The organism is Mycobacterium sp. UM_WGJ, assembly GCF_000455125.1.
Lineage (GTDB): Bacteria > Actinomycetota > Actinomycetes > Mycobacteriales > Mycobacteriaceae > Mycobacterium.
Map to the genome: position 1 here is coordinate 50,267 of NZ_AUWR01000071.1, position 20,425 is coordinate 70,691.

The following is a 20,425-nucleotide window of genomic DNA, read 5'->3' on the forward strand; positions in this document are numbered from 1 at the left end:
GGGCATCGGAGGCGATGGGTTCGGGTGGTTACGCTGGCGGCGTGAAAGCCGTCGCTGACTCACCGCGCGCTGTGCTCGGCGCCGGCCTGATTGTCGCTGTGCAGGGCGCGGCCGCCCTTGTTGTCGCGGTGGTGCTGGTACTGCGGGCATTGGCCGGCGCGGATCAGCATGACGCCAATGGCTACGGCACTGCGGCATGGTTCGCCTTCGTCGGTGTTGCGGTGTCGGCGGCCGGGTGGGCGCTGCTGCGAGGCCGGCGCTTCGGGCGCGGCATAGCAGTGTTCGCCAATCTGCTGCTGTTGCCGGTCGCCTGGTATCTGGGGGTGGGCTCGCACCGCTGGGGCTACGGCGTGGCGGTCGGCGTGGCGGCGGTGGCGGTGCTGGCGGCGTTGTTCAGTCCAGCGGCGCTGCGCTGGGCGGAACGACGCCCATAGCCGACAAGATCGTGCCGAACTTCGTCACCGTCTCGGCCAGTTCCTCGTCCGGGTCGGATTCGGCGACGATCCCGCCGCCGGCATGGGCCAGCGCGGATCGGCGGTCGGCGGACAGTTGCGCGCAGCGGATCGAGACCACCCAGCGGCCGTCACCGGCGGCGTCGCACCAGCCGACCGCGCCGGCGTAAAAGCCCCGGTCGCCCTCCAGTTCGGTGATGAGATCCACCGCGGCGGCGGTCGGAAGCCCGCCGACCGCGGCCGTCGGATGCAGTGCCAGCGCCAAATCCAGTGCAGTGGTGGAGCAGTCGCGCAGTCGACCGGTGATCGGGGTGTTCAGGTGCCACACCGCAGAGGTCCTGCTGAGCTGTGGTTCCGGCGCTATGTCGAGTTCCACGCACAGTGGCTCGAGGGCCGCACGCAACTGATCGACGACCAGTTGATGCTCGTGGCGGTTCTTGCCGGACTCGGCCAGCGCGGCTCCGTTGGCGGCATCGACTACCGCATCGGGGGAGCGCGGCGCCGAACCGGCGAAGGGCCGGCAGGTGATTCGGTCGCCTTCGCGGGCGACCAACAGTTCAGGACTGGCGCCGACCAGGACCGTGCCGGCGTAGGCCTGCCCGGCCGCGCTCAGCTCGACCAGGTAGCCGTAGCCGCTCGGGTCCGCGGCGACCAGCCGGTGCAGGAGGGTATCGGCGTCCAGCGGGGCATCGGCGGCCAGGCGCAGCCCGCGGGCCAGCACCACCTTGCGCAGGGCGCTTCGTGGTGCGGTCAGTTCGTCCAGGGCCCGGCGGATCCGGGCTCGATGCTCGTCGGGCTGCGGAATCTGCGCGACCACGTGGACCGCGGGAAGCGCCGCATCGCGTGCGGGCGGCAGCGCCTCTTCGCGTCGCACCTCGCGCGGGACGAACAGGGCCGCGGCGGAATCGGGCCGGAAAGGCAGCGCCCCCAACACTATTGGTGCATCACCGCGCGACAATGCGGCCTGCGCGGCGGTGACATCGGTGAACCCGGCGGTCATCGCGTCGGCCGACAGCGTCCCGGAGGGTCCGGAAAGGACGAACTTCGGTGGCAGTGTTGTCACAGCCCTGCGGCCTGAGGTCCGGTCAGGCCGAGCGCGATGAGCTGGCGCACTCCGTGCTCGAAGCCACACACGGCCATCGAGGCCGCCGCCATCGCGACTCGTGCGCCATCGGCTAACGGCAGCTCCAGCCACCGCGTGATCACAGCCCGGGAGAAGTGGCCGTGTCCGACGAACACCACATCACGCGAGGGGAGCTGTCGCAGCGCCAACGCAACCATGCGGTCGGCGCGGTCGCTGACCTGCGCCACCGTCTCACCGCCGGCACTGCCGTGTGTCCAGATCAGCCAGTCGGGTTCGGATTCGCGGATCTGCGCGGTGGTCAGCCCTTCGTAGCGGCCGTAGTCCCACTCGGCGAGGTCGTCGAAGTTCTCATCGACGTGCAGCCCTGCCAGCTCGGCGGTCACCCGGGCGCGGCGGCGCGGGCTGCAGATCACCAGCGGGTTGTCCAGCGTCAGCTTTGTCAGCGTTGCCCGGGCGGCGACGGCTTGACGCCGGCCCACCTCAGTCAACTCCAGATCGGTGCGCCCGGTGTGCCGGCCGCTTTGGGACCACTCGGTTTCCCCGTGGCGCAGCAGCAGAAGTCGGTGCTCCTCGATCCCCACGTCAGTCGATTCTGCCCGACGGCGGACACCGACCCGCGTTTGGTGCTCCGAGGGCTAAGCCGTGCCAGTATGTCGGTGTGACGGGGATGCGGATCTTGGCGGTTGCCAATCAGAAGGGCGGCGTGGCCAAGACCACGACGGTGGCTTCGCTGGGTGCGGCGATGGCCGAGCTGGGTCGGCGGGTGTTATTGGTCGACCTCGACCCGCAGGGCTGCCTAACCTTCTCCCTGGGCCACGATCCCGACAAGCTGCCGGTGTCGGTGCACGAAGTGCTGCTCGGCGAGGTGGAACCCAATACGGCATTGGTGCCGACCGACGAGGGGATGACCCTGCTGCCGGCCAACATCGACCTGGCCGGCGCTGAGGCGATGCTGCTGATGCGGGCCGGCCGCGAGTACGTTCTGCAGCGGGCGCTGGCCAAGCTCGAAGACGAGTTCGATGTGGTGGTCATCGACTGCCCGCCGTCCTTGGGTGTGCTGACCCTCAACGGCCTTACCGCGGCCGGCGAGGTGATCGTGCCCCTGCAATGCGAGACCCTCGCGCATCGAGGCGTCGGCCAATTTCTGCGCACGGTCTCCGACGTCCAGCAGATCACCAACCCCGAGCTGCGTCTGCTGGGTGCCCTGCCGACGCTCTACGACTCGCGCACCACCCACAGTCGCGATGTGTTACTCGACATCGCCGACCGCTACGACCTGCCGGTGCTGGCTCCGCCGATCCCGCGGACCGTGCGTTTCGCCGAGGCCAGTGCATCGGGTGCCTCGGTGATCGCCGGGCGCAAGAACAAGGGCGCGCAGGCCTACCGTCAGCTGGCCGAGGCCTTGCTCAAGTACTGGAAGAACGGCAAGTCGCTGCCCACGTTTACTCCCGAGGTCTAGCGGGGCCATCAGCCCAGCGGTGATCGCAAGCGCGGCGGAGCCGGGCGCCGCGGGCCGCCGCCATTAACCCAGCGGTGATCGCAAGCGCGGCGGAGCCGCCGCCATCAGCCCAGCGCGACGACGGCGTCGCCGCGCTGCTCCAATACCGTCGGGCCCGACACCGCCGGGAACACGGTCGAGACCCCGGGCGGGCGGCTCACCGGGATGATGCGTTCCGGCGCGCCGGTGTTCTGGTCGAAGACGCCGACCCCGTCGGTCACCGGTATCAGGAGGCGATCGGCCATCCGTACTGCCGGCCCCAACGGAACCGCGGCACCCGACGCCGGAATGGTGTAGCGGTAGGTCAGCGTTCCGGAGTCGAACACCATCACCGCATCGCCGGTCCACCAGCAGATCAACCCGGTGGGCCGCGATACCGGCAGTGCGGCGCTGGCGGGGCTGGGTTTGGCCGGCAGCATGGTCTTGGCGATCGTGGTGCCGGTCTGGTCGACGACCTCGATACGAGGCTGCGGAGTGGGCAGATAGAGCGCGGTGTTGGTGCCGGCGTCGGAGTCGGTCACCGCGAGCACCCGGGCGCCGGAGTCCGCGGTCACTCCGCGTTCGGCGACGTGCTGGGTCTCCGGCTCGTCTTCTTCCTTGCCCGCGCGCAGCAGCGTCAGTTGCAGATCGGACTGGCCCGCGCAGGACTCCAGCACCGATACCGCCGAGGAGGCCGCCGCTGCCGAGACCAGGGCGCAGCCCTGCCCTCGGCCGCGCGCCGAAGGTTTCACCCGAGCGTCGATCTCCCCGTAAGACATCACTCGCACCAGATCTGAACGCCACAGTTCCAGGCGGGTGGCGCCGGCTGAGAGCACCGCGCTGCCCTCAGAGGAGACCCGTACGGCCCGGTCGGCGTAGCTGGTGCGGGCCGGTCCCCGCAGGCCGTCGGCAGCGACGACCGCGCTGACCTGGCCACACCCGCGGGAATCGGGGTAGACCGCGACGGCGTAGCGGTAGATCCACGACACCGCGCACAGGTCGACGTCGCGGGAGTAGCTCCAGCGCTCCTCGCCGGTGGCCGGGTCACGACCACTCATCCGCGGACCGTCACCGGTGATCACCGTGCCGGAGACCACCACGGGCGCCCAGGTTGCCGGGCTGGCCGCTGTCCACAGCTGCGACAGCGCCGCGGGCACCATCGCCGCCGACGGGGGATTGGTCGCCGAGTCCGACGCCGACCGGCTGATCGTGGCGCGGGCATCGCTGGTCCACCAGATGACCACTCCGACGACAACGATCACGACCGCGATCAAGGCCGCCGCGACCAGATCACCGGAGGTGCGGCGCTCGGGTCGTACCATCTCAGCGGTCTAGCTCAGCCGCCGTTAGCGGCAGCGGCCGCGGTCTTGTTCGGGCGACGGCGGCGACGGCGCCGCGGCGCACTGGGCCCGGTGGCCTCGGAGTTCGCGGCGGTGCCGGGCTCACCCGCCTCGGCGTTCTGCGGGGCGCCGTCGGTGGCGCTCGCCTGGCTACCACCGCGGGTGCGCCGACGAGACCGGGTCGGGTTGCGGGGCGCCCGCTGGCGGTCCGCTGCGGTCTCGCGGGTTTCGTCCTCGGACCGCTTGGCCGGTGACCGGCGCGTCTGGCCGATGGAGCCGCTGACGTCGGTGGGAATGTTGAGCTCGGTGAACAGGTGCGGCGAGCTGGAGTAGGTCTCCGCCGGGTCCGGGCAGCACAGGTTGAGGGCCTTGTCGATCAGCGTCCAGCGGGCCAGCTCGTCCCAGTCGACCAGGGTGACGGCGACGCCGGTCTTTCCGGCGCGTCCGGTGCGGCCGATGCGGTGAACGTAGGTCTTCTCATCGTCGGGGCACTGGTAGTTGATGACGTGCGTGACGTCGTCGATGTCGATGCCCCGGGCGGCCACATCGGTGGCCACCAGCACATCGATGTCGCCGGTGCGGAACGCCTTGAGTGCTTTCTCGCGAGCTACCTGGTTGAGGTCGCCATGCACCGCGCCCACTTTGAACCCGCGCTCATTGAGGTCGTCGGCGACCTTCTGGGCGGTGCGCTTGGTGCGGGTGAAGATCATCGTGGCTCCGCGGCCACGGGCCTGCAGCACCCGCGCCACCAATTCGGCCTTGTCCAGGGCGTGGGCCCGGTAGACGAACTGCTCGGTGGCGTCGTGCACCGCCGAAGAGTGCGGCGCCTCGGCCCGGATGTGGGTGGGCTGGTTCATGAAGCTGCGGGCCAGCGTGATGATCGGGCCGGGCATGGTGGCCGAGAACAGCATCGACTGCCGGTCGTCGGGGATACGAGACAAGATGCGCTCGATGTCGGGCAGGAAGCCCAGGTCCAGCATCTCGTCGGCCTCGTCGAGCACCAGCACCGACAGGCCGCCCAGCTGCAGGTGCCCCTGCTGGGCCAGGTCGAGTAGCCGGCCCGGGGTGCCCACCACCACGTCGGCACCGGCCTGCAGCGCCTCGATCTGCGGTTCGTAGGGCCGGCCGCCGTAGATGGCCTGCACCGACAGCGGGCGGTCCCCGGCGGTCAGGTATTTGGCCGCGTCGGCCAGGTCGCCGGAGACCTGGATGCACAGCTCACGGGTCGGCACCACGACCAACGCTCGCGGTGCGCCGGTCAGCGGCCGGTCCGGGCTGGTGCTGACCCGCTGTAGCAGCGGGATGCCGAAGCCGTAGGTCTTGCCCATGCCGGTGCGGGCCTGGCCGATCAGGTCGTCGCCGGCCAAGGCCAGCGGCAACGTCAGCTCCTGGATCGCGAAGGCGTGCTCGATGCCGTCCTCGGCGAGTGCGCGGACGATCTCGTCGCGGACGCCCAGCTCGGCGAAGCTCGGAGGGGTAGTGGGAACGGTGGTTGAGATCAATGGGGTCATGCGCGGGCAGATGCCTTTCGAAGTCGGCGCGGTATGTCAGTCGATCGCGGTGCGGGTCGGGGCGCACACACTGGAGACGGTCGATACTTTGCCCATATTCGGAGGCACCGCCGGGGGCCCTGCACTCGCCGAGGAGGCGGGCCAACCACGTGTACGCACATTGCGCGGCAGCACCGAATAGGCACTGCCTGAGCATGATCCTACCTGGTCGGGCCGGGCATCGGTCCATTGCCGCGGAACGCATACAGTGTGGTGATGAATTCGGTTCCCTCCGCCGACGCGGAAGCGCAGTCTTCCCCGCCGCGGCTGTCCGCCGATCATCCTGGGGTCAACGAGCTTTTCGCGGTACTGGCCTATGGCGAGGTGGCCGCGTTCTACCGGCTCACCGACGAAGCCCGGATGGCGCCCGATCTGCGTGGCCGGATCTCGATGGCGGCGATGGCCGCCGCGGAGATGGGCCACTTCGAACTGCTCCGTGAAGCTCTCGAGCGCCGCAGTGTCGACGTGGTCGCGGCAATGTCGAAATACGCTACTGCCCTTGATAATTACCATCGTCTGACGATGCCCAGCACGTGGCTGGAGGCATTGGTCAAGACCTACATCGGCGACGCGATGGCCGCCGACTTCTACCTGCAGATCGCCGACGGACTCCCCGACGAGGTGGGCGACGTGGTGCGTGCGGTGCTCGCCGAGACCAAGCATTCGCAGTTCGTCGTCGAGGAGGTACGCGGCGCGGTCACGGCCAGCAACAAGCAGCGCAGCCGGCTGGCGTTGTGGTCGCGTCGGCTGCTCGGTGAGGCGATCACCCAGGCCCAGTACGTGTTGGCCGACCGCGACGAACTCGCCGACCTGGTGGTGTCGGGGGCGGCCGGACTGGCCCAGCTGGCCGGGTTCTTCAATCGCCTGCAACACACCCACGACGAGCGCATGCGCGAGCTGGGTCTGGCTTAGCCCGCCGCCACGCAGCGCGTTATCGCCGAGGGCGAACGGCCGGTGCGCACCAACCGGGCCGCCGTCCACTAGCCTGCTTAGCAACGCCCAACGCAAACGAAAGGGGCAGGCGTGGAGGTCAAGATCGGGGTCACCGATAGCGCGCGCGAACTGGTCATCAACAGTGCGCAGACGCCCGATGAGGTCGAGAAGCTGGTCGGCGCCGCGTTGGGCAAGGGCGCAGACGGTGCTGGACTGCTCGCCCTCACCGACGAGAAAGGCCGCCGCTTCCTGGTGCAGGCCGCCAAGATCGCTTACGTGGAGATCGGTGTCGCCGACAGTCGGCGGGTCGGTTTCGGGATTGGTGCCGACGTCGCTGCCGGGGCCAGTTCCGCTTAACGGGTCAGCGGCACGTGTGACAGCCCGCCCCAGGCGAACGCCACCGTACCGTCGACGGCGTCATCCTTGGAGATAGGGCGGTCACTGTCCAGCCAGTACCGGGCGCAGTCGACGCTGATCGCGACCAACCCGACCGCGACCATCCGGGCGCGGTGCGGGTCCAAGCCGGAGTCATGGCTGACCAGGTCGAAAATCGCGTCGATGCACGACTCGGTGGCCACCCGCACCTGGACCGCTACCTGCGGCTCGGCGACATTGTCGTTCTCGAAGATCAGCCGATAGCCCTGGCTGTCGTGCTCGATGAAGTCGAAGAAAGCCTGCACCGCGGACCGCAGCCGCTGACGGTTGTCGGTGGTGGTCCGCAATGCCTGACGGACACCGGAGACCAGGTTCTCCACGTGCCGGGCCAGCACCGCCAGGTACAGCTCCAGCTTCGACGCGAAGTGCTGGTAGAGGATCGGTTTGCTGACACCGGCCCGCTCGGCGATCTCATCCATGCCGGCAGCGTGGTAACCGCGTTCGACAAATACATCGCTCGCGGCGATCAGCAGCTGACCGCGTCGCTCGTCGCGCGGGAGCCGGCTGCCGCGACGGCCGCCGGTAGTCGACGCTTTGGCGCCGCTCGAGCGACGGCCGGACGGCTGTGCGCCGTCCCGCTCTGCCGTGTCGATCGGTTTGCTCATCGACTCCTCAATCTCGTTCGGCCGGACGCCTGGGACTGGGTCCGCGACGGCCGGTGGGTGAGAGCGAGACTACGCGCTACACCCGTCACTTCCACCAGCGACATCCGCCAGTCCGGCATCGATCAGCATTTCGAAGTCCTCGCAGTGCCCTCCTGGCGTGCCGCAGAGTCCCAGCTCGCAGACCTTGTGCCATTCTGGGACCGTGACCTACGACCCGGGGCGGAGCGGCGGCGGTCGAGCCCCGGTGCTGCGGGATCGCTTCCGCGAGCCATTGCGCGCCCAGCGTGACCCGCTCGCCGCCGGTGCCGGGCGACTGCGGTCCGACCGTGATGTGCACCGCCAGTGGCGCAAGCAGACCTGGCTGGGCAGGTTCGTCTCCACCTACGGGTGGCGCGCGTACGCGCTGCCGGTGCTCATGGCTCTCACCGTCGTGGTGGTGTATCAGACGGTGACCGGTACTGGAGTGCGCACCCAGTCCGCCGATGACACGGTTCAGGGGCCGCCGACGATCGGATCGGCGGGCACCTCGATCATCGGCGCACCACCGCGCGGCCTCACCGAGTTCGACGTCAACCTGCCCACCGGTGTGCTGCCCAACGGCGGCCCGTTCACCGAAGCCGGCGACATGTCCTGGCACGTCATCCCGGGCATCGAGCCGGAATTCGGGCAGGGCACCGAGAAGGTGTTCGCCTACACCATCGAAGTGGAGAACGGCATCGACACCACCGCGTTCGGCGGCGACGAGGCATTCGCCCGGATGGTCGACCAAACCCTGCGTAACCCCAAGGGATGGACGCATACCCCGCAGATCGGGTTCGTACGGGTCGACGCCAGCAGCCCGATCACCCCCGATTTCCGGATCTCGTTGACGTCGCCGATCACGGTCCGGGAGGGCTGCGGCTACGAGATTCCGCTGGAGGCGTCCTGCTATAACCCGGCATACGGGGCCAAGTCGGAGCCGCGGGTATTCATCAACGAAGCCCGCTGGGTTCGCGGTGCCGTGCCCTTCCAGGGCGACATCGGGTCCTACCGGCAGTACCTGATCAACCATGAGGTCGGCCACGCCATCGGCTACCAGCACCACGAACCGTGCGACAAGCAGGACGGGCTGGCGCCGGTGATGATGCAGCAGACGTTCGGCACCTCCAACGACGACGCGGCGAAGTTCGACCCGGACTGGGTCAAGCCCGACGGAAAGACCTGCCGCTTCAACCCCTGGCCGGCTCCGATTGCCTGAGCCGGTCGGGCTGCCTTCGGGAAGCTTCGCGCGCGGTTTGTCGTTGCCCCCACCAGCTGCTGTGATGGGTGGGCGGACCCGACGTTGAGGAGATTGCCAGGTGCCGAGATCACTGCCGCCGCTGGTGGAGCCGGCCGGCGAGCTGACCAGGGAGGAAGTAGCGCGCTACAGCCGCCACTTGATCATTCCCGATGTCGGCGTGCAGGGGCAGAAGCGACTCAAGAACGCTCGGGTGCTGGTGATCGGTGCCGGTGGATTGGGTGCGCCGACACTGCTGTATCTGGCCGCCGCCGGCGTCGGAACCCTCGGGATTGTCGACTTCGACATCGTCGAGGAGTCGAACCTGCAGCGCCAGGTCATCCACGGTGTCTCTGACATCGGCCGCACCAAGGCCGAAAGCGCCCGGGACTCGATTGCCGAGGTCAACCCGCTCTTACGCGTGCAGCTGCACCAGGTACGGCTGGACCGCTCCAACGCCGTCGACCTGTTCAGCCAGTACGACCTGATCCTGGACGGCACCGACAACTTCGCCACCCGCTACCTGGTCAACGACGCCGCGGTGTTGGCGCACAGGCCCTACATCTGGGGCTCGATCTATCGCTTCGAGGGCCAGGTGTCGGTGTTCTGGGAGGACGCCCCGGCCGATGAGGCCGGCAATGAGCGCGGTCTCAACTACCGCGACCTGTATCCCGAGCCCCCGCCGCCAGGCATGGTGCCGTCGTGCGCCGAGGGCGGAGTGCTCGGCGTGTTGTGCGCCTCGATCGGGTCGGTGATGGGCACCGAGGCGATCAAGTTGATCACCGGTATCGGAGAATCGCTGCTGGGACGGCTGATGATCTACGACGCCTTGGAGATGAGCTACCGCACCATTGCGATCCGCAAGGATCCCGCCACACCGGCGATCACCGAATTGGTCGACTACGACGCGTTCTGCGGCGTAGTTCCCGAGGATGACGCCGCTGCGGCCGCCGGGTCCACGATCACTCCCGCCGAGCTGCGCGAGCTGCTGGACTCCGGGCAACTGCTGGCCCTGATCGATGTGCGCGAGCCGGGAGAATGGGCGATCAACCGCATCGAGGGCGCCCAGTTGGTCCCGCAGTCGACGATCAACACCGGTGAGGGGCTGGCAAAACTCCCGCAGGACCGAATGTCGGTGCTGTACTGCAAGACCGGGATCCGTTCGGCGCAAGCCCTAGCCACCCTGAAGAAGGCCGGCTTTGCCAACGCGGTCCACCTGCAGGGCGGAATTGTGGCGTGGGCCAAGCAGATGCAGCCCGATATGGTCATGTATTAGCGCTATAGACCCGGTGCACGGTGCTTTTGGCGGTGACCCGCCGCGCCCGGCTCCGCCGCGCTCGCGATCACCGGTGCTTTTGGCGGTGACCCGCCGCGCCCGGCTCCGCCGCGCTCGCGATCACCGCGGTTAGTCTTATCGCGTGACCATCGAGCCGCCGCCCGAACATGTGCTGGCGACGTTCGGTATTCGCAACGTTTCGCCCACACCGCTTGGTGCCGGCTGGGAAGACGGCTGGAAGTGCGGGGAAGTGGTCCTGTCGATGGTCGCCGACCATGCCAGGGCCGCGTGGTCGGCTAAAGTCCGCGAGACCCTGTTCGCCGACGGCATCCGCCTGGCCCGCCCCGTGCGGTCCACCGACGGACGTTATGTGGTGTCGGGCTGGCGCGCGGACACCTTCGTCGGTGGCAGCCCCGAGCCGCGCCACGACGAGGTGGTGTCGGCGGCGGTTCGGCTGCACGAGGCCACCTCCAAGTTGGAGCGGCCCCGATTCTTGACCCAGGCACCGGTGGCGCCGTGGGCCGACGTCGACGTGTTCATCGCCGCGGACCGGGCGGCCTGGGAGGAACGGCCGTTCGCCTCGCTGCAGGCCGGTGCACGATTGGCTCCGGGCTCGGTGGACGGTCAGCGGTCGATCGACCTGATCAACCAGCTGGCCACTTTGCGCAAGCCCACCAGGAGTCCCAGCCAGTTGGTGCACGGCGACCTATACGGCACGGTGCTGTTCTCCGGCGCCGCGGCGCCCGGCATCACCGACATCACGCCCTACTGGCGGCCCGCCTCGTGGGCTGCCGGGGTAGTGGTGGTCGACGCCCTGTCGTGGGGTGACGCCGACGACGGGCTGATCGAACGGTGGGAGACGCTGCCCGAGTGGCCGCAGATGTTGCTGCGCGCGTTGATGTTCCGTCTTGCCGTACATGCGCTGCATCCGCGCTCCACCGAGGAGGCGTTCCCCGGTCTGGCCCGCACTGCGGCGCTGGTCCGCCTGGCGCTCTAGCTTTCTCGGCTTTGGCGCCGAATGCGGATCCGTCAGAACCGGTGTCGCAGCGTGCGCAGATCCACCTTCCCGCCGACGGCCAGGACTCCTTCGGCGCGAAGACGTTCCAGTTGCTCGGTGCGCAAGTGATCCGCCGGCCGTCCCGACGCTGGGAGCACCCGGTGCCAGGGCAGATCCGCCCCGTCGATCCGCAGAATCCAGCCCACGATGCGGGGACTGGAAAGCCCTGCCGCGGAAGCGACATCGCCATATGTGGTGACCCGGCCGGCGGGCACACTGATGATCAGCGCACGCACCACCTCGACCTGTTCGTCGGTGACGGCCGCCACGGACTGCGCCCCTAGCGCCGGGCCAGCTGCGCCCGGATCACCGCGGCAGCCTCGGCGGGACGGGCCTGGTCGACCATGTGATTGCAGTCGAAGTCGACCAGCTGGAAGTTCGCGCCCAGCCGATCCCGCAAACCGTCGGTGAGCGTCGCTGTCACATACGGCGGCGAGGTGCGGGTGGCCCGCACGACGGTGGTCGGCGTGGACTGCGGCAGCACGACCGCGCGGGCCAACTCGCTCCAGTACGACATCACCGCGGGCACGCTGATACGCCAACCGAAGCGGCCCGTGGGCAGCGCGACCAGATGCTCCTCGAGTTCGTTGTCGAGCAGGTCGGGATCCACGTCGGACCAGGCACCGTTCTCTTTCTCGGCGCGCGCCTCCGCGGGATCGGGGTAGTCGGGGGAGGCCAGCATCGCGGCGGCGATCGTGGCCATCCACTCGCCGTCCAGGCCGATCGCCGGGTCGAGCAGGATCAGCGCGTCGACGAGGTCGGGGCGTGCTGCGGCCAGATGCAGCGCAATCGCACCGCCGAAGGAATGCGCGACCACCGGAACCGGGCCGTCCGCGGTGTCCTCCAGCAGCGCCGCCAGCGCTGCGACGTTGGCGTCGATGCTCCACGGGGCCGCCCACGACGAGTGGCCGTGGCCGATCAGGTCTGGTGCGGCGACGGCGATGTCGGGCAGCTGGTCGGCCACGTAGCGCCAGCGGGCCCCGTGACCGGTCAGCCCGTGGACCGCCAGCATCTGGACCGGCCCGGACGGTCCGTAGCGGTGCACATGCAGGAGATCGCTCACGTCGCTGATGCTGCCAGCCGGGGCATTCGGTCGGCGGGTCGGCCTGGGTAACCCGGTGCTGAATGTCCCCAAGTCCAGGGAAGACCCTGTGTCGCTCACCTATGTCGCCGTTGGCGGCGGAGCCGCAATGTCGCTGCTAGAGGCCGAGTTTGAACAGGGTGAGTACTAGGGGGGTGATCGCTGGAGTCGTCGCTGCCGGTGCTGCTGTGGCGTTGGCCGGTCGCGCCGCGCCGACACAGCCCGCATCTGGCCGGAGTTGTCAGACCCCGGTGATGTGATGGCGGGGTGAATGAGCGCTGGACACCCGAAGCGGGCGCCGTGCTGGACCCGGCGGCGCGCGGCGTCCTGCGGGTGCTCGGCGGACCCGGGACCGGCAAGACCAGTCTGCTGCTCGACACGGCGGTCGCCCACGTCGCCGCCGGCGTGGACGCGAACTCGGTGCTGCTGCTCACGGGTTCGGGCCGGCTTCCCGCTGCGGACCGCGGAGCCCTGACTGCGACGTTGCTGGCTGCCGCCGGACCCGACGCCGGCCAGGCGATCCGGGAATCTGTCGTGCGCACCGTGCACGGCTACGCCTTCGCGGTGCTGCAGCGCGCCGCGCGGCGGGCCGAGGCCGCGCCGCCGCGGCTGGTCACCGGGGCTGAGCAGGACAGCGTGATCCGCGAACTGCTCGCCGGTGACGGAGCCGCAGCCTGGCCGCCGTCGTTGCATGCGGCGCTGGCCACCGACGGTTTCGCCACCGAACTGCGGGACCTGATGGCGCGCTGCGCCGAACGCGGCGTCGACCCGGCCGAGCTGGTCCGGCTCGGCAAGCGGTGCCGCCGCCCGGAGTGGGCCGCCGCCGGCCGCTTCGCCCGGCAGTACGAGCAGGTGATGCTGCTGCGCGCCGCGGTCGGTACCGCGGCACCCCAGGCGACCACGCCGGCGTTGGGCGCGGCCGAGTTGGTCGGGGCCGCGCTGGAGGCGTTCGCGACTGACCCGGACCTGCTCAACGACGAACGCAGCCGAATCCGGCTGCTGCTGGTCGACGACGCCCAGCAACTCGACCCGCAGGCGGCCCGGTTGGTGCGGGTTCTCGCCGCCGGCGTGCACCGCACGGTGATCGCGGGCGACCCTGATCAGGCGGTGTTCGGCTTCCGCGGAGCCGAACCCACCGTCCTGCTGACCGACGACGCCCAACCCGGCGGAGCCGGGGTGCCGGTGGTGACGCTGACGACGTCGCACCGTTGCGCCCCGGCGGTGGCCAACGCCATCAGCGCCGTCACCGGGCGGCTGCCCGGGACCAGCGCCACGCGTCGCATCGAGGGCACCGGACCCGACGCCGGCGCGGTGAGCGTGCGTACCGCAGCCAGCAGCCACGCTGAAGCGGCCCTGATCGTGGACACTTTGCGGCGCGCCCACCTGATCGACGGGGTGCCGTGGTCGCAGATGGCGGTGATCGTCCGTTCGGTGCCGCGAGCGGCCGCGCGGCTGCCCCGCGCCCTGGCCGCTGCCGGCATCCCGGTCACTTTGCCGGCCAGCGGGGGGTTGCTGGCCGAACAGCCCGCGGTGGCCGCCCTGCTCACGGTGCTGGAGTGCACCGCAGACGCCGTGGACGGGCCCCGGGCGCTGGCCTTGCTCAGTGGGCCGATCGGGCGAGTGGACCCGATCTCGCTGCGGCAACTGCAACGCACACTGCGCCGCGGTACGGCCAGCCCGGAGATCCCGCTTGAACCGGGCGGTTCAACGAGGCTCGACGCAGGAGAGGCGAAGTTGGAATCGCCGCTTGAACCCGGCGGTTCAACGAGGCTCGCCGCAGTGCTCACCGGTGTTCCCGGTGCGCTGCCGGCCGCGCACGCCCGCGCACTGCGCCGGGTCCGCGGGGTGCTGCAGGCCGCTGCTCGCAGTCACGCCGACGGCCGCGATCCGCACCACACGCTGTGGCAGGCCTGGAACCGGTCCGGTCTGCAACAACGCTGGCTGTCAGCCGCCGAGCGCGGTGGTACCGCCGGCGCTCAAGCCGGCCGGGACCTGGACGCGGTGACCGCGCTGTTCGATCTCGCCGAGCAGTATGTGGCGCGCACTGCCGGTGCCACCCTGACCGGTCTGGTCGAATACGTCACCGCGATGCAGCTGGCGGCGCCCCGCACCGAGTCGGTGACGGGCACGGAGGCGGTCGGTGTGCTGAGCGCACACGCCGCGCTCGGGCGCGAGTGGGATCTGGTGGTGGTCGCCGGAGTCCAGGAGGGCTTGTGGCCCAACACCGTTCCGCGCGGCGGCGTGCTGGGAACCCAGCGGCTCCTGGACACCCTGCATGGCTTCGGGGAAGAGGTCTCGGCTCGGGCCCCGCTGCTTGCCGAAGAGCGGCGGCTGCTGGTGGCGGCGCTGGGCCGGGCACGGCGCCGACTGGTGATCACCGCCGTCGATGGCGAGGGGGACGGCAGCGCCGAAGAACAGATCCCGTCGGAGTTCTTCGTCGAACTCGCAGCCTGCGCCACCGGCGAGGGGGCAACGGCGCCGTCTCCACCGGTGGTGGCTCCGCCGGTGCTGTCCGCGGCCGGGCTGGTGGGCCGGCTGCGGGCTGTGGTCTGTGCACCGGAGAACGCGGTAAACGATTCCGAACGCGCTGACGCGGCAACGCAATTGGCGCGACTTGCCCGAGCCGGGGTGCCGGGTGCCGATCCGCGGAGCTGGCATGGCGTGGTGCCGTTGAGCACCGAGAAGCCACTTCGACAACCCGGCGACGGACCGGTCACTCTGTCGCCGTCGGCTCTGCAAAGCCTGCTGGACTGTCCGCTGCGCTGGCTGGCCGAACGCCACGGCGGAACCGACGGCCGCGACCTGCGCTCGACGATCGGATCGGTGATACACGCACTGGTCGCCGAATCGGCGGGCAACCCGCAAGAACTGCAGGCCGAGTTGGACCGGGCATGGGAGCAGTTGCCGTTCACGTCGCAGTGGTACTCGGCCAACGAACTCGACCGCCATCGCGCCATCCTCGAGACGTTTCTGGCATGGCGCGCCCAAACCCGGGGCGAACTCACCGAAGTCGGCATCGAGGTCGGTTTCGACGGCGTGATCGACGCTGGCGAGGACGGGGTTCGGCTGCGCGGTCGGATCGACCGAGTCGAACGCGACGCGGCCGGCCGGCTGGTAGTCGTCGACGTCAAGACCGCGAAGACGCCGGCCAGCAAGGACGACGCACAACAGCACGCCCAGTTGGCGGTCTACCAGCTGGCGGTGGAAGCCGGGCTCGTTGGGCCCGACGAGCAGCCCGGCGGGGGCCGGCTGGTCTATCCCGCCAAACCCGGAACCGCCGGGGCCACCGAGCGCGAACAGGACCCCCTCACCCCTGACGCCGGTGGGCACTGGCGGGAGCGGATCGCGCAGGCGGCCGTGGCCACCGCCGGCCCGCAGTTCACCGCCCGAGTCAATGACGGCTGCCGGCACTGTCCGGTCCGGCCGATCTGCCCGGCCCACAACGATGGGTGTGGCGCATGAGATACCACTACGACCCCGCCGAGCTGGCGGACGCGCTCGGGTTGCACCAGCCCACCGACGAGCAGGCCGCGGTCATCGCCGCGCCGCCGGGACCGCTGGTGGTGATCGCCGGCGCGGGCGCCGGCAAGACCGAGACGATGGCCGCCCGGGTGGTGTGGCTGGTTGCCAACGGCTACGCCGAACCCGGCCAGGTCTTGGGACTGACCTTCACCCGCAAGGCGGCCGGTCAACTGCTGCGCCGGGTTCGGTCCCGGCTGGCGCGATTGGCCGGTGCCGGACTGATGACAGCTGAACCGAACAGATCCGGCTCGAATGGGATCGACGGTGCCCCGGCGACGACGCCTGTGGTGAGCACCTACCACGCGTTCGCCGGCGCACTGCTGCGCGAGCACGGGCTGCTGCTGGGCATCGAGCCCGACACCCGCCTGCTCACCGAGACCGGGCTGTGGCAGCTGGCATTCGACGTGGTCAGCGGTTACCCCGGGGAGCTGCACACCGACCGGGATCCCGCAGCGGTCACCGCGATGGTGGTGCGGCTGGCGGGGCAGCTGGCCGAGCACCTGGTGGACACCGACGCCCTGCGCCACACCCATCTGGAGTTGGAGCGGTTGGTGCACACCCTGCCGCCGGGCCCGCGCCAGCGTGCCGAACCCAACCAGTTGCTGCTGAAGATGCTCGACACCCAGACCGAACGTGCCGAACTGGTCCCGCTGATCGAGGCCCTACACCAGCGCATGCGCACGGAACGGGCAATGGATTTCGGCGCGCAGATGGCGACGGCCGCTCGACTGGCGCAGTCAAACGAGGCGGTCGGCGCCCGGTTGCGCGCCACCTACCGGGTGGTGCTGCTCGACGAGTACCAAGACACCGGGCACGCCCAGCGCATCGCCTTGTCGTCGCTGTTCGGCGGCGGTGCCGACGACGGCCTGGCGCTGACCGCGGTCGGGGACCCGATCCAGTCGATCTACGGCTGGCGCGGTGCCTCGGCGACCAACCTGCCCCGATTCGCCACCGACTTCCCGCTCTCCGACGGCAGCCCGGCGCCCACCCTGGAGCTGCGGACCAGCTGGCGCAACCCGCCAGAGGTGTTACACCTGGCCAACGAGATCTCCGCGGAGGCACGCCAGCGCTCGGTCGCGGTGCAACCGCTCCGGCCACGCCCGGCCGCGCCCCCCGGCGACGTGCGGGTCGCGCTGCTACCCGACGTGGTCACCGAAGACGAGTGGGTCGCCGAGGAATTGCAGCGGCGCTACCGGCAAGCCGAGGCCGACGGGGTGGCCCCGCCCACCACCGCGGTGCTGGTGCGGCGCAACGCCGACGCCGCGCCCCTGGCCGAGGCGATCCGTGCCCGCGGCCTCCCGGTGGAAGTGGTGGGTCTGGCCGGGCTGCTGTCGGTGCCGGAGGTGGCCGACCTGGTGGCGGTGTTGCGGCTGCTCCAAGAGCCGACCGCCGGCGCGGCGGCGATGCGCGTGCTGACTGGCCCGCGGTGGCGGCTCGGCGCCGCCGACCTGGCCGCGCTGTGGCGACGCGCCGCCGAGCTGGCCCGGCCCGATCAACCCAGTGCGCCGGTATCGGCCGCCGAGATCGCTGCCACGGCCGGGCCGGATTCCGAGACGCCGTGTCTGGCCGACGCGCTGGCCGATCCCGGACCGGCGGAGCGCTATTCGGCCGTCGGATACCGCCGCATCCTCGCCGTCGCCGAGGAACTGACCCTGCTGCGCGGCCATCTGTGGCATCCGCTGCCCGACCTGGTTGCCGAGGTACGCCGGGTGCTGGGCTTGGACTGCGAGATGCTCGCCGCGCAGCCGGTGGTGGCAACGGCGGCCGGCAACGAACAACTGGACGCCTTCGCCGACGTGGTGGCCGGTTATGCCGAGGGGGCAGGGGCCCGGGCCGCGCTGCCGGGTCTGCTGGGCTACCTCGATGCCGCCGCCGCGGTGGAGAACGGGTTGGCCCCCGCGGCACTGGCGGTCGCTGCCGACCGCGTCCAGATCCTCACCGTGCATGCCGCCAAGGGACTGGAGTGGCAGGTGGTCGCGATACCGCACCTGGTGGCGCGGGTTTTCCCGTCGACCGCGTCGCGACGCACCTGGCTCTCCGACGTCGGCGAGCTGCCGCCGCTGCTGCGCGGCGACCGCGCCGACTTGGGCGATCACGGCGTCCCGCTGCTCGATACCGATGCGGTCACCAACCGAAAGCAGCTGTCCGACACCATCTCTGAACATCAGCGCCGCTTGGACCAGCGGCGCGTCGACGAAGAGCGCAGGTTGCTCTACGTCGCCGTCACCCGCGCCGAGGACACCCTGCTGATCTCTGGCCACCACTGGGGGCACGGCGAGGCCAAGCCGCGCGGGCCGTCGGATTTCCTCGCCGAGATCAAGGCGGTGATCGACAGCGCAGCCGACGAGGGGACGCCCTGCGGGGTGGTCGAGCACTGGGTGCCGGCGCCGGCCGGCGGAGAGAAAAACCCGTTGTCCGACACCGCAACCGAAGGAGTATGGCCGGCTGACCCGCTGGGCGGCCGGCGCGGTGATGTCGAACGCGGCGCGGCACTGGTCGTCGCGGAACTGCAGGCCGGCGAACCCCAGACCGGCCAGCCCTCGGCCAGCGCGTGGGCCGCCGACGTGGACGCCTTGCTGGCCGAGCGCGCCACGGCCGCAACGCAGCAGACCCGCGCCCTGCCCAACCAGCTCTCGGTGAGCGGCCTGGTCGAGTTGAGCCGCGACCCCGCCGGCGCGGGGCAGCGTCTGAGCCGCCGGCTACCGGCCAGGCCAGACCCGCATGCATTGTTGGGCACTGCATTTCACGACTGGGTTCAGCGGCTCTATGGGGCCGAGCGACTCTTCGAGCTCGAAGATCTGCCCGGCGCGGCCGACGCTGACACCGCCCGCGCCGATGCGCAGGAGCTGGCCCGTCTGCAGGCCGCGTTCCTGGAATCGCCATGGGCCGCCCGTACTCCCACCGCCGTCGAGGTGCCGTTCGAGATGGCCATCGGCAGCCGGGTGGTGCGCGGCCGGATCGACGCGGTGTTCGCCGAGCGCGACGGCAGCGTCACCGTGGTGGACTGGAAGACCGGGGCGCCCCCCGACGGACCCGAGGCGCGCCGGCACGCCGCCGTCCAGCTCGGCGTTTACCGGCTGGCCTGGGCCGCATTGACCGGCTGCCTGCCCGCACAGGTGCACGCCGCCTTCCACTACGTGCGGTCCGGCACCACCGTCGTCGCTGAGGAGCTGCCCGAACTGGCTGACCTGGCCGCGCTGCTCAACACCTGACGACGGGTGTGGTTACAGTGGGTCCGTGCGTCAGGCTGACCGATGACCGCCCGTCGTGGCAGGAGCTAGCTGGCGGCGGTTGCGGCGTCTGGACGAGACGCTGACCGCCCAACCCAGTTATGCGCTCGTCGGCGTGCTGCGCATGCCACACGGACAGTCCAGTCCCGGCCGCACCGTCTACCGCCGAAGCCTGATCGCACTGGCGGCACTGCTGGTGTCCACGCTGTTCGTCTACGTCGACCGTGACGGCTACCAGGACGTGCAAGGCGACCGGTTGAGCTTCCTGGACTGCCTTTACTACTCGGCGGTGACGCTGTCGACCACCGGATACGGCGACATCACGCCGGTCACCGAGTTCGCCCGCATGATCAACGTGCTGGTCATCACCCCGTTGCGGATCGCCTTCCTGATCTTGCTGGTCGGAACGACCGTCGAGGCGTTCACCGAGACGTCCCAGCAGGCGTTTCGCATTCAGCGTTGGAGGAAGAGAGTGAAAGACCACACCATCGTCATCGGGTACGGAACCAAGGGCAAGACCGCGATCGCGGCGATGCTCGGCGACGACGAGACCACCCCGAGCGACATCGTCGTGGTGGACAACGACCGAGCCGTGCTCGAACGGGCGAAGACCGCCGGGCTGGTGACCGTCGACGGTGATGCGACCCGCTCGGATGTGCTGCGGCTGGCCAGCGCTCAGCGCGCGTCGGCGATCGTGGTGGCCACCGGCTCCGACGCCACCGCCGCACTGGTCACCTTGACCGCCCGCGAGATCGCGCCGCAGGCCACCATCGTGGCGTCCATCCGGGAAGCCGAGAACCAGCATCTGCTGGAACAGTCCGGTGCCAACTCCGTCGTGGTGTCCTCGGAGACCGCCGGACGGTTGCTCGGCATCGCCACCACCACGCCCCGGGTTGTCGAGATCATCGAGGACTTGCTCACCCCCGACGCCGGCTATGCCATCGCTGAACGTGAGGTGGAACAACAGGAAGTCGGCGGATCGGCCAAGCATCTCAATGAGATAGTCCTGGCCCTGGTGCGCGAGGGCCGGCTGCTGCGACTGGATGCACCGGAGGTCGATGTGATCGAGGTCGGCGACCGGCTGCTTTACGTGCGTACGGTGACCAACTAATGACGATCGCGGCGCGT

General features: G+C 70.0%; 17 protein-coding genes. 10 read left to right on the forward strand and 7 right to left on the reverse strand.

Features of this window, described 5'->3' with window-relative positions:
* Positions 1–41: 41 nt before the first annotated feature.
* A complete protein-coding gene (locus tag N416_RS0118875; protein WP_036458601.1) occupies positions 42–434 on the forward strand; it encodes a hypothetical protein in 393 nt (130 codons plus the stop codon).
* Here N416_RS0118875 and N416_RS0118880 read toward each other — a convergent pair.
* On the reverse strand, positions 394–1,452 hold the full coding sequence (locus tag N416_RS0118880) for an isochorismate synthase MenF (protein ID WP_051190318.1): 1,059 nt from the start codon (positions 1,450–1,452) through the stop codon (positions 394–396). The two genes, N416_RS0118875 and N416_RS0118880, sit on opposite strands and share 41 nt — an antisense overlap.
* A gap of 59 nt (positions 1,453–1,511) precedes the next feature.
* On the reverse strand, positions 1,512–2,117 hold the full coding sequence (locus tag N416_RS0118885) for an acid phosphatase (RefSeq protein WP_024443662.1): 606 nt from the start codon (positions 2,115–2,117) through the stop codon (positions 1,512–1,514).
* A gap of 77 nt (positions 2,118–2,194) precedes the next feature.
* Here N416_RS0118885 and N416_RS0118890 point away from each other — a divergent pair, with 77 nt between their 5' ends.
* The gene (locus tag N416_RS0118890; RefSeq protein WP_024443663.1) at positions 2,195–2,995 is read left to right on the forward strand and encodes a ParA family protein; all 801 of its coding nucleotides are present in this window, start codon (positions 2,195–2,197) and stop codon (positions 2,993–2,995) included.
* 104 nt (positions 2,996–3,099) lie between these two features.
* Here N416_RS0118890 and N416_RS0118895 read toward each other — a convergent pair whose 3' ends face one another.
* Both N416_RS0118895 and N416_RS0118900 read right to left on the reverse strand, forming a co-directional pair.
* Positions 3,100–4,335, reverse strand: coding sequence for a hypothetical protein (locus N416_RS0118895; protein ID WP_024443664.1), 1,236 nt, complete (start codon positions 4,333–4,335; stop codon positions 3,100–3,102).
* A 14-nt stretch (positions 4,336–4,349) separates the two neighbouring features.
* Positions 4,350–5,864, reverse strand: a complete 1,515-nt coding sequence (locus tag N416_RS0118900; protein WP_024443665.1) for a DEAD/DEAH box helicase — start codon at positions 5,862–5,864, stop codon at positions 4,350–4,352.
* A gap of 255 nt (positions 5,865–6,119) precedes the next feature.
* Here N416_RS0118900 and N416_RS0118905 point away from each other — a divergent pair, with 255 nt between their 5' ends.
* A complete protein-coding gene (locus N416_RS0118905) occupies positions 6,120–6,815 on the forward strand; it encodes a ferritin-like fold-containing protein (RefSeq protein ID WP_024443666.1) in 696 nt (231 codons plus the stop codon).
* 111 nt (positions 6,816–6,926) lie between these two features.
* Positions 6,927–7,193, forward strand: coding sequence for a DUF3107 domain-containing protein (locus tag N416_RS0118910; protein WP_024443667.1), 267 nt, complete (start codon positions 6,927–6,929; stop codon positions 7,191–7,193).
* On the opposite strand, the gene N416_RS0118915 is transcribed toward N416_RS0118910, so the two are convergent.
* Positions 7,190–7,876 carry a TetR/AcrR family transcriptional regulator gene (locus N416_RS0118915; RefSeq protein WP_024443668.1) on the reverse strand — a complete coding sequence of 229 codons (687 nt, stop codon included), beginning with the start codon at positions 7,874–7,876 and terminating at the stop codon, positions 7,190–7,192. The two genes, N416_RS0118910 and N416_RS0118915, sit on opposite strands and share 4 nt — an antisense overlap.
* Before the next feature lie 202 nt (positions 7,877–8,078).
* Between N416_RS0118915 and N416_RS0118920 the strand changes: the two genes are divergently transcribed.
* From N416_RS0118920 to N416_RS0118930, 3 genes are all read left to right on the forward strand, one after another.
* Complete coding sequence (locus N416_RS0118920; RefSeq protein ID WP_024443669.1) at positions 8,079–9,113, forward strand: DUF3152 domain-containing protein; 1,035 nt, start codon at positions 8,079–8,081, stop codon at positions 9,111–9,113.
* Between the two features lie 100 nt (positions 9,114–9,213).
* Positions 9,214–10,407, forward strand: a complete 1,194-nt coding sequence (moeZ, locus tag N416_RS0118925) for an adenylyltransferase/sulfurtransferase MoeZ (protein ID WP_024443670.1) — start codon at positions 9,214–9,216, stop codon at positions 10,405–10,407.
* 142 nt (positions 10,408–10,549) lie between these two features.
* Complete coding sequence (locus N416_RS0118930; RefSeq protein WP_024443671.1) at positions 10,550–11,404, forward strand: TIGR02569 family protein; 855 nt, start codon at positions 10,550–10,552, stop codon at positions 11,402–11,404.
* A 32-nt stretch (positions 11,405–11,436) separates the two neighbouring features.
* On the opposite strand, the gene N416_RS0118935 is transcribed toward N416_RS0118930, so the two are convergent.
* Both N416_RS0118935 and N416_RS0118940 read right to left on the reverse strand, forming a co-directional pair.
* Positions 11,437–11,733 (reverse strand): MGMT family protein, encoded by a 297-nt coding sequence (locus N416_RS0118935; RefSeq protein ID WP_024443672.1) that lies wholly within the window; start codon positions 11,731–11,733, stop codon positions 11,437–11,439.
* A gap of 11 nt (positions 11,734–11,744) precedes the next feature.
* Positions 11,745–12,527: an alpha/beta fold hydrolase gene (locus N416_RS0118940; protein ID WP_024443673.1), complete on the reverse strand. Its 783-nt coding sequence runs from the start codon at positions 12,525–12,527 to the stop codon at positions 11,745–11,747.
* Positions 12,528–12,812: 285 nt separating this feature from the next.
* Here N416_RS0118940 and N416_RS0118950 point away from each other — a divergent pair, with 285 nt between their 5' ends.
* Genes N416_RS0118950 through N416_RS0118960 form a run of 3 tightly spaced genes read left to right on the forward strand, consistent with a single transcriptional unit; the run spans position 12,813 to position 20,408 of the window.
* Positions 12,813–16,007 carry an ATP-dependent DNA helicase gene (locus N416_RS0118950; RefSeq protein ID WP_024443674.1) on the forward strand — a complete coding sequence of 1,065 codons (3,195 nt, stop codon included), beginning with the start codon at positions 12,813–12,815 and terminating at the stop codon, positions 16,005–16,007.
* Entirely contained in the window at positions 16,004–19,279 is a 3,276-nt protein-coding gene (locus tag N416_RS0118955; RefSeq protein ID WP_024443675.1) for an ATP-dependent DNA helicase, read from the forward strand. The genes N416_RS0118950 and N416_RS0118955 overlap by 4 nt, the downstream gene beginning before the upstream one ends.
* A 55-nt stretch (positions 19,280–19,334) precedes the next feature.
* On the forward strand, positions 19,335–20,408 hold the full coding sequence (locus tag N416_RS0118960; protein WP_024443676.1) for a TrkA family potassium uptake protein: 1,074 nt from the start codon (positions 19,335–19,337) through the stop codon (positions 20,406–20,408).
* Positions 20,409–20,425 lie beyond the last annotated feature (17 nt).

What these genes read in the sequence shown, in the direction of transcription:
- N416_RS0118880 (WP_051190318.1), bottom strand. Translation starts at nt 1,452, where the DNA reads ATGACCGCCGGGTTCACCGATGTCACCGCCGCGCAGGCCGCATTGTCG.
- N416_RS0118895 (WP_024443664.1), bottom strand. Translation starts at nt 4,335, where the DNA reads ATGGTACGACCCGAGCGCCGCACCTCCGGTGATCTGGTCGCGGCGGCC.
- N416_RS0118900 (WP_024443665.1), bottom strand. Translation starts at nt 5,864, where the DNA reads ATGACCCCATTGATCTCAACCACCGTTCCCACTACCCCTCCGAGCTTC.
- N416_RS0118905 (WP_024443666.1), top strand. Translation starts at nt 6,120, where the DNA reads ATGAATTCGGTTCCCTCCGCCGACGCGGAAGCGCAGTCTTCCCCGCCG.
- N416_RS0118915 (WP_024443668.1), bottom strand. Translation starts at nt 7,876, where the DNA reads ATGAGCAAACCGATCGACACGGCAGAGCGGGACGGCGCACAGCCGTCC.
- N416_RS0118955 (WP_024443675.1), top strand. Translation starts at nt 16,004, where the DNA reads ATGAGATACCACTACGACCCCGCCGAGCTGGCGGACGCGCTCGGGTTG.